Genomic DNA, 17946 nt, shown 5'->3' with positions numbered 1-17946 from the left:
TTTTTTAAATGAGTCTGGTAAAATGTTGGTATCATTATTTTTTGGATAGGCAAGCGTGTAACAATTATGCTGCCTATTTTTTTTAAGCACACATTGGCTCAATCCTCATCACCTCTGGGTTTCAGGCTGGTTGTCACCCCCCCAGAGCTAATTGGTAATTGGTAATTGGTAATACCGTGTTTAATTTTTCACTCACAACTCACAACTCATAACTCATATCGTTGACTTTGCATCGGAATAATAATTTTCGGAGTGCAGCGCGAGTGGGACGCGATAGAGTGACCCGGAGCGAACAAAATGCACAGCAAAGCAGGGTATAATTCCGATGTTACCGTATTTGATATTACCCATTACCAATAATTTCAAAGGTGGTACCCGCCACGTGATTTATCGGTGGAATCAATCCCAAATCTCAAATCGAAAATCCTCAAGAAAGAGCATTTATCCGTGGGGTCAATCTCAAATCTAAAATCTCAAATCTAAAATCGATTGACCGCTCCCCAATTTCCAATTACCAATTACTAATTTATTCCCGCTTTCTTTGAACTCGTACCCGTTAAATTCGGCCGCACTGGAATTTCAATCACAAACTCTGCTCCCTCTCCTGGTGTCGAAATACAGCTCAATCGGCCGCCGTGCCGATCGACTATAATCGAGTGAGAAATCGACAGTCCCAAACCCGTACCTTTGCCCACAGGTTTAGTGGTGAAAAACGGGTCAAACAGCCTCGATCGCACGTGCTCCGGTATCCCCCGCCCGTTGTCGGCAATAGATACCGCTACGAAGCCCGCAGCAGGCTGATAACTGCGAATAGCGATCGTGCTGGGATGTCGATCGCACTCCTCGATCGGGCGCTGCTTGTCCCGTTCTTCCAAAGCATCGATCGCATTAATCAAAATATTCATAAATACCTGATTCAACTCGCCCGGGAAACATTCAACTTGCGGCAATTGTTGGTAATCTTTAACTATCTGAATCCCCGGACGGCTGCTGTGAGATTTTAACCGATTTTGCAAAATCATCAAAGTGCTATCAATTCCCTCGTGAATGTTGACCGACTTCCCAGCGGCCTCGTCCAAGCGGGAAAAGTTGCGCAAGGATTTGACGATTTCGACAATTCGCTCGGTTCCTACTTGCATCGAATTAAACAATTTCGGGAAATCCTCAGCAATATAATCCAAGTCTATTTCATCAATTTTATCCAAGACTTCGACCGGAGGATTAGGACAGTAATGCTGGTAAACTTTAATCAATTCCAGCAAATCTAAAGTGTAATTACGAGCCGGACTGAGATTGCCGTGAATAAAGCTAACGGGGTTATTAATTTCGTGAGCAACACCAGCAACTAACTGACCCAAACTCACCATTTTTTCATTTTGAACGAGCTGAGCTTGAGTGGTTCTGAGCTTGTTAATAGCTGCTTCTAACTCTAGCGCTTTTGAACGTTCTCGCGCTTCCGATTCCTGCAAAGCTGACTCGGCTTGTTTGCGATCGGCAATTTCAGTTTGTGCTTGCTCAAACAGCGTCGATTGCTGGATCGCGATTGCCAACTGCACGCTAATTTGTTGCAGACACTCGACCTCAATTTCCAGCCAGCGGCGGCGGCCCGCGCACTCGTGGGCAATCAATAGCCCCCACAACTTCTCGCCTTGCAAAATCGGCACTACCAAATTAGCTCGCACCTGAAATTGACTTAATAAATTAATGTAGCACTCGGAAAGACCAGCTTTGTAAATATCATCCACAGCTACAGCGCGACCGTGTTCGTAAGCAGAAGCATAGCTGTATTCAAAGCAGGAATCCTTAATAGTTAGTCCCTGAATCGACTGCCAATTTTGACCTACAGACTCGACAGTTACAAAACCGCTCCTATCGGGATTAAAGCGATAAATAACTGTCCGGTCTGTTTGCAAAAATTGCCGTACTTCAGCAACAGCTTTGGTCAAAATCTCTTCTAAATTTAGAGAAGAGCGAATGCGTTCCAGCATCCCTACCACCAAGCGTTCTCGCTTTAATTGCTGGCGCAAGATAGCCTCGGCAAGCTTGCGAGAGCTAATATCTTCAATTACAGCAATTAAGTAGCTCGGTTCCCCAACTCCATCCCGCACTAAAGATACAGTCACATTAGCCCAAACAAATGAACCGTCTTTGCGAACAAAGCGTTTTTCAAGTGAATAATTAAAAATTTCCCCAGCTAACAGTCTGTTGCTAGACTCCACATCTACTTCTACATCTTCCGGGTGAGAAATATCCCAAACATTTCGCGCTTTCAGTTCCAATTGTGAGTAGCCGACAATATTGCAAAAGCCTTGATTTACCCTCAAAAATTGACCGTCTGGCCACACTTTTACAATGCCGAGCGCCGCTTGTTCAAATACAGCTCGAAATCGCTGTTCGCTTTGTTGCAAAGCAGTTTCGGCTTTTTTGCGATCGGTAATGTCCATTGCCGTGCCACACAGTCGCACCACCTGACCAAACTCATTTTTAACAGCTTGTGCTTTACCGTTAACGTGCCTGATTTCTCCTGATGGAAAATAGATGCGGTGGTCGATATCGTAAGCTGTCCCTTCAGTCATTGCCTTTTGCACAACTTGTGTAAACCTTTCTTTGTCATCGGGATGAATTAGTTCTAAAAGTTCTTCCATTGTCGGCGGTCGATTCAATTCTCGACCGTAAACTCGAAACAGTTCTTCCGACCAAGTAATAATTCCTGCTTCCATATCGAATTCCCAATTGCCGATGCGCGCTATTTTTTGAGCTTCTTGCAACTGTTCGGCAAGTTGTTGCAGAGATGCGATCAACAGCGTTTTTTCTGCTTCTGCTGCAACGCGGGCGCTGATATCTTTGTGAGTACCAGCCATCCGCAACGGCGCACCCCATTCGTCGTACTCTACTACCTTGCCAATCGCCATAATCCACTGCCAATCTCCGGTTTTGTTGAGCATCCGAAATTCAACTTCATAGATATCAGTGCTACCTTCCAAATAGGAATTTAAAGATTCCATTACCTTCGGTCGGTCTCCGGGATGCAGCAAATTTTCCCAAGCTTGGAAGTTATTTTCAATTTCTGTTTCTGCGTAATCGAGCATTGATTTCCAATGAAAATCGAAATAAGTTTCGCCAGTAGCTATATTCCAATCCCACAGCCCCAAAGAGCTGCCTGAAATCGCCAACTGCAATCGCTCTTGGCTGAGTTTTAATGCCGATTCGGTGCGTTTTATTTCTGTGAGGTCGGCAATTATGGCTATCATTCCTATTGGTTGACTGGCGCTATCTTTAATGCTGTCAGCTCGCAATAAAGTTTCTATAATCTCGCCATCTTTAGTTTTAATTTCAATTTCTTTTTCCCATGAAAAACCTTTCCGCAGCACCCTAAATAACTTTTTCAAATCTTGAGATTTGGCGTACATTACTGCTGGGCCGCCTGCATTATTTAGTTCCTCAACTGTATAGCCGTAGCGCTGAATAAATGCTTGATTGTGATAAACGGAATAACCGTCCAAATCTGCGATCGCGATCGCATCACTAGCGCTGTCTACAGCTTGAGTTACCAGGGAGAGAGTCAGTTCGGCTTGTTTGCGATCGGTAATGTCAAAAATCCCTCCGTCGAGCCACAAAACAAACCCTTCTAGATTGTAAGTCGGCCTACCTCTTTCCGACATCCACCGCACCGTGCCGTCAGCGCGAACAATCCGGTATTCTAGATTGTACGGCTGTTTCGACTCTACTGCTGCGTTGACTTGTCGATAGACCATTTCAGTATCTGCCTCATGGATGATGCTGGCAAAACTCAAGCGGTTGTTACTAATAAAATCCTCAGCAGGATAGCCGCTAATTGCCTCAATTTCATCGCTAATAAATACCATCGTCCACTCAGCGTCATACAGGCAACGATAGATAGCGCCGGGGATATTTTCAACGAGCGATCGAAATCTTGCTTCGCTCTCCCGCAAAGCTACTTCTGCCTGTTTTAGCTCAGTAATATCCCGCACCATGCCTTCCCAAACTATATCCCCTTCCTGCCCTATTTCAGTCGAACCATCAACTCGTTCCGGTCTCGAAACCCCTTGCATCCACTTAAGTTTTTCCGAGGACACAATCGCGCCCCATTCCTGCTGCCATGGCTGCATATTTGCCGCAGAAAAAGCAAGAGATTCTTCAAATTTTTGCCGATCGTCTGGATGAATACAACTAAAAACGAGTTGGGGATTCGGCTGAATATTTTCTGGGGCCAATTCATATAAATCGCGGCTGGCAGAAGAAATGTAAGGAAAAGTTTTTTTGCCGTCGGTTGAGAGGCGAAATTGATAAATTCTTCCCGGCAAATTGGCAGCAAGTTGCCGCAGTCTAGCTTCGCTTTCTTGCTGCGCTAATTGTTGGCGCCTATCCTGAGTGATATCTCGAATTATCCCGACGAGAATTTTACTGCCGTCGGTATTTTCAAAGACAGTTTTTTTAGTAGACAGAATGTGCTTTGCACCGCTGGCGTCCGTAAATATTTCCTCGGTCTCGTTTTCTTTCCTCGTGCTAAACACTTGTTCGTCATTCTGCCAAAAAAATTCAGCTTCTTGTTTTGGGAAAAAGTCGTAATCCGAGTTGCCCAGCAGTTCCTCGCGCTGCTTGCCGATCAGCTTGCAAAAAGCATTATTTAACAGTATCCAGCGGTGCTGTTCGTCCTTGACAAAAATTGGGTCAGCCAGTGCATCAATCGTATAATTCAAAAACTTTTTACTAGCTTCCAGTTCTGAGAGTGCTAAAATTTTATCCGTAATATCGTGAATAGTTCCTATCGTCCCCTGCACCGCGCCGTCCCAGTCACAAATCAAACCTTCATGCACTTCCACCCAGCGAATTTCGCCATTTTTTGTAAGATATCGAATTTGATAGCAACAGGATGTTTCTTGATTTTCGCTCAGACCTCTAAAGGAATTTAAATATTGGTATTGATCCTCAGAATGAACGTAACTCAAACAGGAAGTTCCTAAGCTTTCATCAACGGTAAATCCGGTAATTTCTGTCCAAGCCGGATTGAGAAAAGTCCAATTGCCAGCAATATTTGTTTCAAAAACTACTTGTTTGATATTTTTAACAACCTGCTGGTATTTTTCTTGACTTTTTTGCCATTCTGCTTGTCGTTTCTGGCGGGCGATCGCGCACCTGAGGGTTCGCACCAGCAGCCGGCTGTCTACTTGTCTTTTCACCACATAATCTTGGGCGCCGGCGGCAATTAACTCGAGGGCCAGTTCTTCGTCATCGGCGGCTGTCAGAATGACGATCGGAATATTTATACCGCTATCTTGCAGCCGGACAAGAGTATTAAGTTTTGGGCTGTCAGGAAGTGAAAGGTCTAATAAAATTACATCAAAAACCTCGCAGCTTAAAATTTTTATAGCTTCCCGGAGGCTAACTACATTCGTCAAATCAATTGATTGTCCCAGTCGGCGAGGAGACAGCAGTTCTTGAAAGAGTTCTGCATCTTCTGCACAGTGTTCTACTAAAAGAACTTTCAAGCAAGCAGGCGTTAAATTTGGCTCAAAAACAGATGTCATACCCTTTTAGATTTTAGATTTTAGATTTTAGATTTTAGATTTGGAATGACTGATGACTATCGCGGTTTTGCTCTTGCGTATAGTGGCATTTTTTTTAACTGGTATCCTTTTGCTATTTTTTAGTAATCAAAAAATCTTAGCAGGTCATACAGTTACCTAGCTGATTAATTGGGGAACTTAAAGCGCAGGCTTTAGGGTGCGCTGGGTGCTTGCAGACCCCCCAGATTTATTTGTAGAATGGAGTTGTTCGCTGCAAGTTGTCCGCCTCGCCCCAAACCTCGTACCCAAAATCATCATACTCTGACCAAAGTTGCAACTCAACCCTGTTTTAATTTACAACCTTTGGCAGGAGAATAGCAAGGGGCAAGGCCAAAGATGGCGGAGGAATCAGGATTTGCATTTTTTATACGATTTTAAATTTTAGATTTGAGTTGTTAAATTGCGGTTTGAAGCTTGCCTAAAGTTGCCTTCTTTTTTCAAACTGGTATTACTACGAACCTAGAAAAATTCCCGTTAATTTACGGGACACGCTGCTCGATTGTGTCCGGTAAATTACCGCAATTAGCGCCTGTTTGTATTGGGCAATGCAAGTCCTCTATTTCGGGAGGATTCAAGACTTGCATTCTTTACTACGAACCTAATTACGAACTTAATTACGGTTGTCTAACCGGACACAATTTTACTCAGGTGAGTCGATCAAGTTTTCGGCGGTTTGGGCAGCACAACTGTAAAGACGCTGCCTTGGCCGACATTGCTGCTAATAGCAATCTCACCGTTAAAAGGTTTTAAAAGTTCAATACAAGTATAAAGTCCGAGACCAGTTCCTGTCGGTTCGCCTTCACTTTTTTCCTCGCCTTTAGGTGGCTTAGAGGTGTAAAAAGGGTCAAAAACTTTTGACAAATCTTCCGATGATATGCCGCATCCGGTATCTGCAATGTCCATGTATATGTTGGAGTCGTCTTGCCTAGTTACGATAGTTAGTTCCCGGCTTTTCTTTTCCCACATAGCATCCATTGCATTATTGATTAAATTATAAAATACTTGAGAGATATAGGAATAAATTAATGGAATGCTGGCAATTTCTTCGTCATAAAAGTATTTTTTTCTAATCTTATTTTTAAAATACAGGTTGCCTTCTAATAGCTGAATTTCTCGCTGCACTAAATCGTTGATATTCACCGGGTGCAAATCTTGCTTTTGCTCTTTTCGGCTTTTCATCATCAGAGTATCCATGATCTGATTGATTTTTGTGACAGCTTGAAAAATATACTTAGTATAATTAAACAGAGAGTCTTCTTGAATTTTTGTGGCTTTTGTTTCAATCAAATCGACGCTAGTCTGGATCACTTGCAGCGGACTTTTGAGGTTGTGAACCATTCCCTGGGTCAAACGTCCGATGATGGCTGTTTTTTCCTGGTCGATTAATTGCTTGGTTTTTTGTTCGACAAGTCTTTCCAGGTTTTGGTTGAGGTGGGCAAGTTCGAGGTTTTTTTCTTCGAGTTTTTTTTGCAAGCTGCGGATTGTCAAGTGAGTTTGAATGCGGCTCAACACTTCTTCGTGCTGGAAAGGCTTAGTGATGTAGTCAACGGCTCCTGTCTGAAAGCCTTTTACTTTATCAAGCGTATCGGAAAGGGCGCTCATGAATATGATGGGAATGTCTTGCGTTGACGGGTCTGCTTTCAAACGCAGGCAAGTTTCAAAACCGTCAATTCCTGGCATCATGATATCCAAAAGAATCAAGTCTGGATGGATGTATTCAATTTGCTCGATCGCACTTTCGCCGTCTAGAGCCACTAATACTTTAAACCCGTAATTCCTTAACAACTCGAAAAGTACGTCAAGATTTGTTTGGTTGTCATCGACAATTAGTATGATGCTTCTTTCGGAATTTTTATCGTTCATATTCAAGGGAAACATTCAAATTTTTGAGTTTTGAGTTGTGGGTTGTGACTTTAAATCGGATTCTAGGGATTTTATGCGGCTCTAGAAACCCGGTTGCTTCGTAGATGCTTCTATTTGCAATAACCATTTTAGGAGCGGGCTGCGAGTGCGGGCCCCACAAGCAAATTAACTTGTCGCTTCGCCCAAGCCCATAACCCCTGATTGAGAATGGTACTCGCTTGCCCGAGATTTAACAGATTTTGAGTGGTCTGTTAGCTACCGTCAATTTTAGGACAAATGTTGCTTCAAAAAATCTCGAATTTGCTTGAGCTGAAATCCTTTAGTAAGTTGGCGCAGGTGATGAACGAAAGGCACTAATGTCGGGTCAGAATGTTCTAGTTTAGCAGTTTCTTCCAGAATAGCTTCAATATCGCCCATTGCAGCCAATCTTAACAAGGCCAAGACTGACTCTGAGGCAGGAGACACCATCGTTGAGTCAGCAGCAGCAATTTCAGGTGATGCTGTGGGAGTTTGAGCTTTCCGCTGTTTGGTTTGGGATCCTTCTTCGTAAACCCATTCTAGTCTCAAATGCAGGCGCAATAATTCTAAAAGCTCGTTAGTTTGAATTGGTTTGGTGAGAAAGTTATCGCAACCTGCAAGTATGCTCTCTTGCCTGGTAGTCTCGTAAACGTTAGCGGATAAAGCAAGGATAACCACATCTTTTAATTCCGGCAACTGTCGCAGCCGCCTGGTAGCTTCCCAACCGTCCATTACTGGCATCACCAAATCCATTAAAATGAGATCCGGTAGAAATTCCTGTGCTTGGTGCAAGCAGTCTTCGCCGTCTGTGGCTTGTGCAATTTCAAAGCCCAAATGAGAAAGCAGCCTGTGCACCCAGGCGCGATTTACTTCACGATCGTCCACGATGAGCACTTTCCGCTGGCGGCCGCTAAAACCGACAATCCGGCGTTTTTCTTGCGTGGAGGGGTGTTCAGAACACTGGGTGACTGCGGGCAAGTCCAGATCGAACCAAAATATGCTGCCTTTGCCGGAGGTACTTTGGACGCGAATTTGGCTGCCCATCATTTTGACTAATTTTTGGCTGATGGAAAGTCCCAGTCCGGTACCTTCGACGAAATTGTTATGATCGCCGACTTGATGAAAAGGCAAAAATATTTCTTCTAATTTATTCTGCCCGATGCCAATGCCAGTATCTTCGATTTGAAAGCGAATTTTAGCGGTAGGGGCGCGATCGCCCGTATTTGCTGCTGTTATCACCTGGCGTGCTTCTTTTGTTTCCTGCGGCGGGAGCGATATTTGCTGCGCGTCTACAGGAGCGGTCAAATTGATTGTTTGAGTGGCACTGGACGCTGTCAAACTAGAGTTTGCCCTGTTGGTTTGAGGATAATTTTCGGCTAAATTTTGTGCATAACCGACTTTGAATGTAACGCCGCCGCTCTCGGTAAACTTAACGGCATTGCTGAGCAAATTAATCAAAACTTGGCGCAACCTTTTTTCGTCAGCAAAAACGCCGTCTGGCAGCGCCGACAACTGCTCGTAATTAAAGGCTATTCCTTTTTGCTCCGATCGCATGTGGAACAAATCAACAATACTTTTAACAAAGCTGGGAAAATGCACGTTTGTCGGTGACAGTTCCATTTTACTAGCTTCGATTTTTGAGAGGTCTAAAACGTCATTAATCAGCATCAGCAGGTGGTGGCCGCACTGTTGAACGTTGTCGAGACTTTCGTGCTGATCTGCGGTTAAATTCTTATCTAGTTTCAGCAATTGAATGTATCCTAAAATCCCGTTCAAAGGGGTTCGCAATTCGTGGCTCATGTTGGCCAGAAAGTCGCTTTTAGCGCGGTTGGCGGATTCGGCGGATTCTTTGGCTAATTGTAGGGCTGCTTCTGCAAGTTTGCGATCGGCAATTTCGGTTTGTGCTTGTTCAAATAGCGTCGATTGCTGAATGGCGATCGCCAACTGCACCCCCAATTGTTTCAGGCACTCTGCCTCCAATTGCTGCCAGGGACGAGGACTCGTGCAGTGGTGGGCAATTAACAGCCCCCACAAGTTTTCACCTTGCAAAATCGGCACTACCAGATTCGCTCTCACCTGGAGCTGAGTCAACAGAGCCAAGTGGCACTCGGCTAGGCCGGCATTGTAAACATCTTCTGTGGCTGTAATTCTGCCCTCTTGGTAAAGAGTAACGTAGGCTTCCCCAAAACAGGGGTCATAAATTTCCATTCCTACAATTGAGCGGAAATTTTCGGCTACCGACTCGACAGCGATAAACCCGCTCCAATCCGGATTAAATTGGTAAATAACAGTGCGGTCTACTTGCAAAAAATGCCGCACTTCTTCGACGGTTTTGGTAAGAATCTCTTCTAAATTAAGAGAAGATATAATTCGTTCCAGCATGGCTACTGCCAACTGTTCGCGCTTTAATTTCTGGCGCAATATTAATTCTGATTCTTTGCGTTTGGTGATATCTGTAATCACTCCAATTAAGCCTATTAAACAGCCATTTATATCTTTAATGCTGTCGGCTCGCACCAGAGCAGTAACTGCTTCGCCGCTCTTAGTTTGCAGCGCAAGTTCGCCGCACCAAGAGCGACCTTTGCGAAGGCTTTTATAGATTTGTTTGTAACTTTTATGCCGGACATTAAGCACGGCGAGATCGGCGATATCGTTGAGTTCTTCCACCCTGTAGCCGTAACGCTGAATAAAGGCTTGATTGTGGTAAATAGGCCGCCCTTTCAAGTCGGCGATCGCGATCGCGTCGCTGGTACTTTCGACGGCTTGAGTGACCCGCAGTAAGGCTAATTCTGCTGCTTTGCGATCGCTGATATCCGTCATCGAACCCACCATCCGCAGGGGATTGCCGGCTTTGTCCCATACTGCTTGAGCGCGGGCGAGCACCCACTTATAGCTGCCGTCTTTGCACTGCAAGCGGTATTCGGCGGCGTAATTGGGGGTTTGGCGATCGAGATAATCTTGGATTGCTGCTTGCACCCGATCGCGATCGTCTGGATGGACGCGATCGATCCATGCGCTGCTGCTGTCCATTTCGCCGTCGGCGTAACCAATAATTTCTTGCCAGCGGGCTGAGCGGAAAATTTCATTTGTTTGAAAATTCAGGTCCCAAATTCCGTCTTGATTGCCTTTGAGAACTAACTGCCAGCGTTCTTCACTTTTGCGCAATTCTTCTTCGGCTTGTTTGCGCTGAAGATGATCGCCCAACTGAGTCGCTAGCGCTTTGACCAACTCTACTATACGCGGTTCCATAATCGCTCGGTCGCGCTTGCAGAATACTAAAACTGCCAGCACCTCTGCGCTAGCGCGAATTGGCACTCCGAAACAACCTTTCAATCCGACTGCTGCCGCCATTTGCGATCGGGCAAAAAGATGATTTTTGGCTACAGAAATATCTTCAATCCATTCTACATTTCGGGTTGACCAAATCCGTCCGGGTACTCCCACTCCGGCGGCGAATCTAATTTTTTTACTTTCGCGCCCGAACCTATCTAAATCGCGATCGCTAGCGTACCAAGTTTCGCTGTGTTCCAAAAAAGTACCGTTAGCAGCCGGGAGCCAGGCTTCCGCAAAATTCCAGCCGATCGCATTGCACAGCAACCGCAGAATCTCTGGGAGGGCGCTGTGAAAATCAGCAGACTGACTAATTGCTTTAGTTGCTGCTAGCAACAGCTTGATTTCATCTTCTGCTTGCTTGCTTTCTGTAATATCAGTTCCCGTGCCTAGAATTTGTTTTAACTTACCGTCTGCTGTTTTTGCAAATACAGTATCTCGGCTGACAATCCAGCGCCAAGAACCATCTTTGTGCCTGATTCGGTATTCTATTTCAAAGATATCCCCTTCCGTGCCCGTTTCGACTTGCTGCAAATAATCTGGTATTTTGATTGCATCTTCCGGGTGCATTAAATTTGGCTTCATCCACGGCCCAATTCCCTGAATCTCCTCTACTGTATAGCCAAGAATGCGGTATATAGAAGCGTTCGCATAGATAGTTTTTTGTTCTATTAAGTCATAAACATACAAAATATTAGGACTTGCCTCAGCAATTTGTTGAGTGAACCGCTGGCTTTCTCGCAGTGCTGCTTCGGTTTGTTTTCTTTCGGAAATATCGCGAACAATGCAAATGATTTCACCGTCGGGCAGCATGGTCAGCGAGACATCTAGAGGAACTTTCGAGCGGTCGCGGCGGCATCCTACTGCTTCGGTGCTGTAACAACCTTTCTGCACTAAAACCGGCACGACTTCTTGCTCGAACCTTTGCAGTTCTGCACCTTCGTAGAATATTTTCCAACTTTTGCCATATATTTCTTCGAGAGAGTCGTAACCGTAGATTTTTAGTCGGGCTGCGTTGCAATAAATCACCTCTCCGGCGGCATTGAGTATGGCTATACCTTCGGAAGCTTGGGCCATTGCTACTGCTTGCCTGTGGAGTAGTGACTCGGAACGTTTGCGTTGAGTGATGTCGCGGACGATCGCGATAATTTCGTCTTCCGTGCAGAAGACAATTCTAGCTTCAAAATCGTACAGTTCACCATTAACTGGCATTTGATATTCTACGACTTGAATCTCGCCAGTGTCGATCGCTTGTTGATTGCCGGACAATATTTTTTCAGCAAAAGCAGCAGGCAATATGTCTTGTGCTTTTTGACCGATTACTCTTTTTCGCGGTAGGATATTCTCGAAATCTTTGGCAGGTTTGAAGTCTACAAAAGTACCGTCTGCCCGACAGCGAAATATCATGTCAGGTATCGCATTTAAAAGAGCGCGGTTGGTGGCTTCGCTCTTGCGCAATTCAGCTTCAGCTTGCTTTCTAAATGTAACGTCGCGAGCAACTGCATAAATCAAACCTTCTTCTGCAAACGGCGATGCCGTCCACGACAGCCATTTATAAGTACCATCTTGGCAAAGATAGCGGTTTTCTAAGTTAATAACGGGATTGCCATTTTTAAGTGTTTCTAATTCAGCTAGAGTTATTGAGCGGTCTTCTGGATGCACGAATTCTATAAAAGGTTGGGCTAGCATTTCATCGCAGCTGTAACCTAATACTTTTGACCAAGCGGGGTTTAAGCGTTTGAAATAGCCGTCCAAACCTGCAATGCAAAGTAAATCCAGCGAGAGATTAAAAAATCTATCGCGGTCTTGCTGGGTTTGTTTTAATTCGCTGACATCCATCACCAAACCGTCCCAAACTATATCGCCGTTGGCTTGTTTTTGCGGTCTCGACGCGCCTTGCAGCCACTTCACTTTGTCCGGCATAATTTGCCGCCACTGGTGCTGCCAAGGTTGCTGAGTCGCCGCTGAAATTGCGATCGATCGCTGCAAGTCTGAGATGTCGTCTGGGTGAACTGTTGCAAAAGCCAAACTGGCATTTTCTTCTATTTCTTTTGGGTTTAAATTATAGAGCTGCCAACTGCCAGAAGAAACGTAACTAAAAGATGTTTGACCATTTACATACAGCCGAAATTGATAAATCATTGCCGGCACATTGTCGGTCATTACTTGCAATCGAGCTTCGCTTTCCTGCAAAGCTCTTTGCTGGTTCTTGTACTCTGTCACATCTCGCATTGTTCCGACCAACATTTTAGTGCCGTCGCTTTTGGTGAAGACAGTTTTTTTAGTAGATAGAATGCGTTCTTTGCCGGCGCTATCTGTAAAAGTTTCTTCCGTTTGCTCGGGAATGCTTCTTTGCAATACTTGCTCGTCTTGTTGCCCCCAAAAATCGGCTTGTGCTGGGGGAAAGAACTCATATCCCGACTTACCTATCAGTTCCGATCGCCTTTTTCCCATCAACTCGCAAAAAGCGTCGTTCAATACGACCCACCTGTGCTGCTCGTCTTTGACAAAAATCGGGTCGGGAGTAGCATTAATCGTGTGATTTAAAAACTCTTCTGATGCTTTTAATTTAGCTTCGTAATGGTAGCGGTCGCTCACATCCAAGACTACTTTAATCATCCGGTCGATGGAGCCATCCCGGCCGCGAATACAGCGCAGGGAGACTCTAGTATAAACGGTTTCTCCGTCTTTTTTGCGCCACTTTTTATCTAAAACATAGCCTTCGCTATCCCCGGCAAAAATTTTTTTTAACTCGACTAATGTAGCCTCCCAATCTTCAGGGAAACCCCACTCTTCCCAATTTTTGTCCAAAAAATCTTGGCGGTCGTATCCCAGCAAATCGCACAAAGCATCGTTCACTTCCAAGCACTCGCATTTTTCTGGTTCTGAGGGGGAATTTCCAGGAGCAAGAATGGCAATTCCGACGAGAGAATTCTCGACTACCGAGCGATATTTTTCTTCGCTTTTTCGCAAAGCTTCTTGGTTGTGCTGCCGCTCGACTGCGTAGCGGAGCGATCGAATTAACACTTCGCTGTCGATGTTTCGCTTGACTAGATAATCCTGAGCTCCGGCTTGGATTGACTGCACGGCAAGTTCTTCATCGTTGCGGGCTGTCAGTACGACAATCGGAGTATTTAGGCTGTATTCTTGTATTTTGACAATTGTACTTAAGTCTTGGCTGTCGGGCAGCGAAAGATCGAGTAAAATCACATCAAAATGTTCGCCGACCAAAAGTTGTTGCGCTTTGCTCAGACGGTCTGTACACCTTACTGACAGCGTTTGAGGCTCGGCTCGGCTGACATTTGTTTCTAATAATAATTCTTCGATCAGATCGGCTTCGGCTTGATTGTCTTCCACCAGAAGAACTTTAAAGCCGTTTCGCTTTGCGCCTGGGCTCAAAACTGATATCATATACCTTGTTTTGGGTCATAAAACAGTCGAACTAACTATTATAGCATATAAATAATTGCCTAACCAAAAATCCCGCCGCTTCAAGTTAAAAAATACCGGGTTCAACAATTACGATTCACTCTCTGCGACTGGGTTTTTGCTCTAAGTAAATCCACGCAATTAGAGGGCAAACTTTTACGGTTTTTAGAAGCTAGGTTTCAGGAGTAAACTAAGCTGCTTGGTGTGGTGTTTTTTGGGTGAGTTCCCCTGTCAGTCGATTTGAGATTTGAGATTTGAGATTTACTCCACAGATGAATCGGGGAGGTTGAACAAGAGTCTAAAATTTGGGCCAGCTCACGACTTTTGTGGGAAACTTGTATCCGTTTTTGGGTGGGTTTCCCTCCCGCGAGCGAAACCCACCCTTTGTTGCCCTTCGATTCCGCTAGCAACACCATCCGAGCGGTATCGCCGCACCACTTCGCGCTCAGCGCCAAAAAAGCGGTGGCAACTATGTTCGATATTCATCTGTTTACCAGTGTTTTTATGATAGCTTACATAAACTCGCCAGAACCATTTCTTTACTTTTTGCAATCAAATAAATTATCTCCACAGGCCTTGCTATTTAGCAAAAAAGTGATAATCTAGACATAGAGGAAATCGAAAGCTCGATTGATACAGCCTCGGGAAAACTTAGAGAATTTTCGCAACAAAACTACGTCAAAAAAATGACCGTCATTTTTTACTGTCATTTATTTAGTGTCCTTTGACAGAAGTGAGCTGAAGTTGAGAGGAAAAAAGCAATGCTAGAAAAATTAGAAATAGAAGACAAAGAAGTGTTAATTCCCAAAGATAAAGCCTTAGTTTTGTGGTTTGATGAAGTCGGGATCGCCGACATCCCATTAGTAGGCGGGAAAAATGCTTCTTTGGGCGAAATGATTCAACAGTTAACCGCCAAAGGAGTCAGGGTTCCCAATGGATTTGCAACTACAGCATACGCTTACCGCTACTTCATTGACTCGGCGGGTTTAAAAGCTAAATTGCGCGAGATTTTTGCCGATTTAGACGTAGAAGATCTGCAGAGCCTCCGACAAAAAGGCAAGCAAGCGCGGTCATTGATTCTGGATACACCGTTTCCGCGAGAATTGCAAGCTGCGATCGCGGATGCTTACGAGAAATTGTGCGATCGCTACGGCGACAATACCGACGTAGCAGTGCGTTCCTCCGCCACCGCCGAAGACTTACCAGACGCCAGTTTCGCGGGACAGCAAGAAACCTACCTCAACGTCCAAGCTTGTGCTGGCGTCCTCGAATGCTGTCACAAATGCTTCGCCTCGATATTCACCGACAGAGCGATTTCCTACCGCCAACAGCGGGGATTCGACCACTTTGAAGTCGCCTTATCTGTCGGCGTGCAAAAAATGGTGCGATCGGACTTAGCATCCTCCGGCGTCATGTTCAGCATCGACACCGAAACCGGATTCAAAAACGCCGTATTAGTTACCGCCGCCTACGGATTAGGCGAAAACGTCGTCCAAGGCGCCGTCAACCCCGATGAATACTTCGTCTTTAAACCAACATTAAAACAAGGTTTTCGGCCGATTTTAGACAAACGCCTCGGCAGCAAAACACTCAAAATGGTGTACGATATCGGCGGTTCTAAATACACCAAAAACGTATCGGTGATAGCAGCCGAAAAAAATAAATTTGCCATACAAGATGATGAAATTCTGCAACTAGCAGAGTGGGCCGTAGTCATAGAAGAACACTACTCCCAAGTGCGCGGGATTTATACCCCGATGGATATTGAGTGGGCAAAAGACGGCAATACGGGCGAATTGTTTATCGTCCAAGCGCGACCCGAAACAGTACAATCTCAAAAGTCGGCTACAGTTTTGCGCAACTACAAATTGCAAGGTTCCAGTGCAATTTTGGCAAAAGGACGCGCCGTTGGCGAAGCAATCGGACAAGGCAAAGCCCGCGTGATTTTAGATGTTCACAGAATCGCTGAATTTCAAGCAGGAGAAGTTTTAGTTACTAACAAAACAGACCCGGATTGGGAACCGATTATGAAAAAAGCAAGTGCGATCGTCACCAATTCCGGCGGCCGGACTTGTCACGCCGCGATCATCGCCCGAGAAATGGGAATTCCCGCCATTGTTGGCACCGGCGATGCCACCCAAATCTTGACAAACCATCAAGAAATCACTGTTTCTTGTTCGGAAGGAGACGAAGGCAAAGTTTATGCCGGTTTGGTTCCTTTTGAAATTCAAGAAACTGCGATCGAGAATTTGCCCCGCACCCGCACTCAAATTTTAATGAATGTGGGAAATCCCGAAGAAGCTTTTGGTTTGTCAGCAATTCCTTGCGACGGCGTAGGCTTGGCGCGGCTGGAATTCATTATTGCCAATCACATTAAAGCACACCCGCTAGCACTGATTCACTTTGACGAATTGGCAGATACCTCAGTCAAGGAAGAAATTGCACAACTGACAGCCCTTTACCAACACAAACCCGATTTCTTCACCGACAAACTAGCCCACGGAATTGCCACAATTGCCGCCGCATTTTATCCAAATCCAGTCATCGTGCGGATGAGCGATTTCAAGAGCAACGAATATGCTAACCTTTTGGGAGGACGGCAGTTTGAACCCAAGGAAGAAAACCCGATGATCGGGTGGCGCGGCGCGTCTCGCTATTACGACCCGAATTACCGCGAAGCTTACGCTTTGGAATGCCAAGCATTGAAGCGAGTTCGCGACGAAATGGGCTTGACAAATGTGATTCCGATGATTCCATTTTGTCGCACCCCCGAGGAAGGGCGGAAAGTGTTGGCCGAGATGGCAAAACACGGTTTAGTCAAGGGCGAAAACGGCTTGCAAGTGTATGTGATGTGCGAATTGCCGAGCAATGTCATATTTGCTGACGAATTCGCGCAAGTTTTTGACGGATTCTCGATCGGCTCTAACGATTTAACTCAGCTAACATTAGGATTAGACCGGGATTCTGCTTTGGTCGCGCACATCTTTGACGAACGGAATGAAGCTGTCAAGCGAATGGTAGAAATTGCCATTAAAGCGGCGAAGAAGTACGATCGCAAGATTGGGATTTGCGGTCAAGCGCCCAGCGATTATCCTGAGTTTGCTCGTTTCTTGGTTCAGTTGGGAATTGATTCGATTAGTTTGAATCCCGATTCGGTTTTGAAGACTTTGTTAGATATTGCTAAGGTAGAGGCTGGCGGTGGGGTAATGGATTTAGCGAGGGAGGTTGCTAAAGTGTAACCGTTTTGGTTTTTGAGAGAAACCCAGTTTCTGAAACATATAGCTGCACCCTTTTCTGGCTTGGTTGTTTTTGAAATAGACCCGGTTTCTCCTATCTAGCCCTGTAGAATAACCGAGTTCGCGTTTGTAGTGATGAATCCAAGTCCTCTAATTTTTATGAGGACTTGCATTCGTCACTACAACCCTATTTTATTGGCGGTAATTGACCGGACCTAATATCCTATCAATTCCCGCTGCGCCGGAATGATATCAAATCCCCGCTTCTGGAGTTGGGCGTAAAGTCGAATCCGGAGGCCAACAATAATAGCGGGCAATTTTCATTTTTTTGACCCGCCCGTCATTAGTCATCAGTCAATCGATTTTAGATTTGAGATTTTAGATTTTAGATTGACCCCACGGATCAATGCTCTTTCTTGAGGATTTGAGATTTGCGAATTGGGATTGATTCCACGGATAAATCACGTGGCGGGTACCACCTT

The 17946-nt window shown here is 45.1% G+C and carries 4 protein-coding genes; 1 reads left to right on the top strand and 3 read right to left on the bottom strand.

What is annotated here, in order from left to right; all coding sequences use genetic code 11:
* Positions 1-521 precede the first annotated feature (521 nt).
* The 3 genes from QUB56_RS33880 to QUB56_RS33870 all read right to left on the bottom strand — a co-directional run bounded on the left by QUB56_RS33880 (position 522) and on the right by QUB56_RS33870 (position 14210).
* The gene (locus QUB56_RS33880; RefSeq protein WP_332960736.1) at positions 522-5549 is read right to left on the bottom strand and encodes a PAS domain S-box protein; all 5028 of its coding nucleotides are present in this window, start codon (positions 5547-5549) and stop codon (positions 522-524) included.
* A 696-nt stretch (positions 5550-6245) separates the two neighbouring features.
* Positions 6246-7451, bottom strand: a complete 1206-nt coding sequence (locus tag QUB56_RS33875) for a hybrid sensor histidine kinase/response regulator (RefSeq protein ID WP_445243434.1) — start codon at positions 7449-7451, stop codon at positions 6246-6248.
* 267 nt (positions 7452-7718) lie between these two features.
* Positions 7719-14210, bottom strand: coding sequence for a PAS domain S-box protein (locus QUB56_RS33870; RefSeq protein WP_332960734.1), 6492 nt, complete (start codon positions 14208-14210; stop codon positions 7719-7721).
* 779 nt (positions 14211-14989) lie between these two features.
* Between QUB56_RS33870 and ppsA the strand changes: the two genes are divergently transcribed.
* Positions 14990-17467: a phosphoenolpyruvate synthase gene (ppsA, locus tag QUB56_RS33865; protein WP_332960733.1), complete on the top strand. Its 2478-nt coding sequence runs from the start codon at positions 14990-14992 to the stop codon at positions 17465-17467.
* The last annotated feature ends 479 nt before the right edge of the window (positions 17468-17946 follow it).

The organism is Microcoleus sp. AR_TQ3_B6 (assembly GCF_036702785.1).
Taxonomy (GTDB): Bacteria; Cyanobacteriota; Cyanobacteriia; order Cyanobacteriales; family Microcoleaceae; genus Microcoleus.
Note: the sequence above shows the minus strand (reverse complement) of the source record. Positions and strands in the feature narration are given on the sequence as shown.

Excerpts from the sequence above, each read along its gene's own strand:
- QUB56_RS33880 (WP_332960736.1), bottom strand. The coding sequence starts at position 5,549 with ATGACATCTGTTTTTGAGCCAAATTTAACGCCTGCTTGCTTGAAAGTT.
- QUB56_RS33875 (WP_445243434.1), bottom strand. The coding sequence starts at position 7,451 with ATGAACGATAAAAATTCCGAAAGAAGCATCATACTAATTGTCGATGAC.
- QUB56_RS33870 (WP_332960734.1), bottom strand. The coding sequence starts at position 14,210 with ATGATATCAGTTTTGAGCCCAGGCGCAAAGCGAAACGGCTTTAAAGTT.
- ppsA (WP_332960733.1), top strand. The coding sequence starts at position 14,990 with ATGCTAGAAAAATTAGAAATAGAAGACAAAGAAGTGTTAATTCCCAAA.